Here is a 1107-nt window from a genome sequence, read left to right as displayed (position 1 = left end):
GCACCGGGCCGGTTCTCCACCACCACCGGCTGGCCCAGCTTCGGCGCCAGCCGCTCGGCGACCATGCGGCCCACCATGTCCGTCGTGCCGCCGGGCGGGAAGGGAATGACGAGCCGCATCGGGCGCGTCGGCGACCACGCGCCCTGGGCGTGCAGCACGGCGGGCGCGAAGAGGCCCGCCGCAAGAAGGGCGCGGCGCGGGGGGCTCACGACCCTTCCACCGTCGCGCCGGAGCGGCGGACGGCGTCGCTCCACTTGGCGATCTCGTTGCGGATGAAGGTGTCGAAGGTCTCCGGCGAGCTCCCGCCGCCCGGGACGAGGTCGGCGCGCATGCCGCCGAGATCCTGGAACTTCGCCCACATCGCGGGCTCGGCGAGGATGGCCTCGACCTCGCGGTTGATGCGGTCGATCACCGCGCGTGGCATGCGCGCCGGCCCGACCAGGCCGAACCAGGCGGTGGCCTCGACGCCGGGCTGGCCGGCCTCGGCGGTCGTGGGCACGTCCGGGAGCTGCGGGCTGCGCGTGGCCGTGGTGACGGCGAGCGGCCGCAGGCGCCCCTCGCGCTGGTGGTTGATGACGCTCGGCTGGTTGTCCACGCCGACCTCGACGCGGCCGGCGATGATCTCCTGCATCATGGGGCCGGCGCCGCGGAAGGGGACATGCGTGAGGTCGATGCCGGCGGCCAGCTTCAGCAGCTCGCCCGTCATGTGCAGCGAGGTGCCGACGCCGCTGCTGCCGAWRTTCASCTTGCCGGGATTGGCCTTGGCCATCGCCACCAGCTCGCCCAGCGTGTGCACGGGCAGGTTCGGGTTCACGAAGATCGCGTTGGGCACGCGGATGACGAGGCTGATGCCGGCGAAATCCTCCGGCTTGTACGGCATCCGCGCACCGTAGAGCTGGTAATTGATGGCGCCCGAGCTGATGGTCTGCATCAGGATGGTGTGGCCATCCGGATCGGCCTTCGCCACCACATCCGCGCCGACATTGCCGCCSGCGCCCGGCCGGTTCTCGATCACCACCTGCTGCCCCAGCCGTTGCGACAGCGGCTCGACCAGCAGCCGCGCGGCAATGTCGGTGGTCCCGGCCGGCGTGAAGCCGACCACGAGGC

1 protein-coding gene and 1 pseudogene are annotated in these 1107 nt (G+C 72.3%); both read right to left on the bottom strand.

The annotated features are described in order from the left end of the window. A pseudogene (locus tag AC1DWF_RS32320) lies at positions 1-209 on the bottom strand (tripartite tricarboxylate transporter substrate binding protein); the annotation flags it as partial. After that, positions 206-1107, bottom strand: a 902-nt coding sequence (locus AC1DWF_RS32315; protein ID WP_476842607.1) for a tripartite tricarboxylate transporter substrate binding protein, incomplete at its 5' end; no start/stop codon positions are given. The pseudogene AC1DWF_RS32320 and the gene AC1DWF_RS32315, both read right to left, overlap by 4 nt.

The organism is Aminobacter sp. P4_D5 (genome assembly GCF_056401815.1).
Note: the sequence above shows the minus strand (reverse complement) of the source record. Positions and strands in the feature narration are given on the sequence as shown.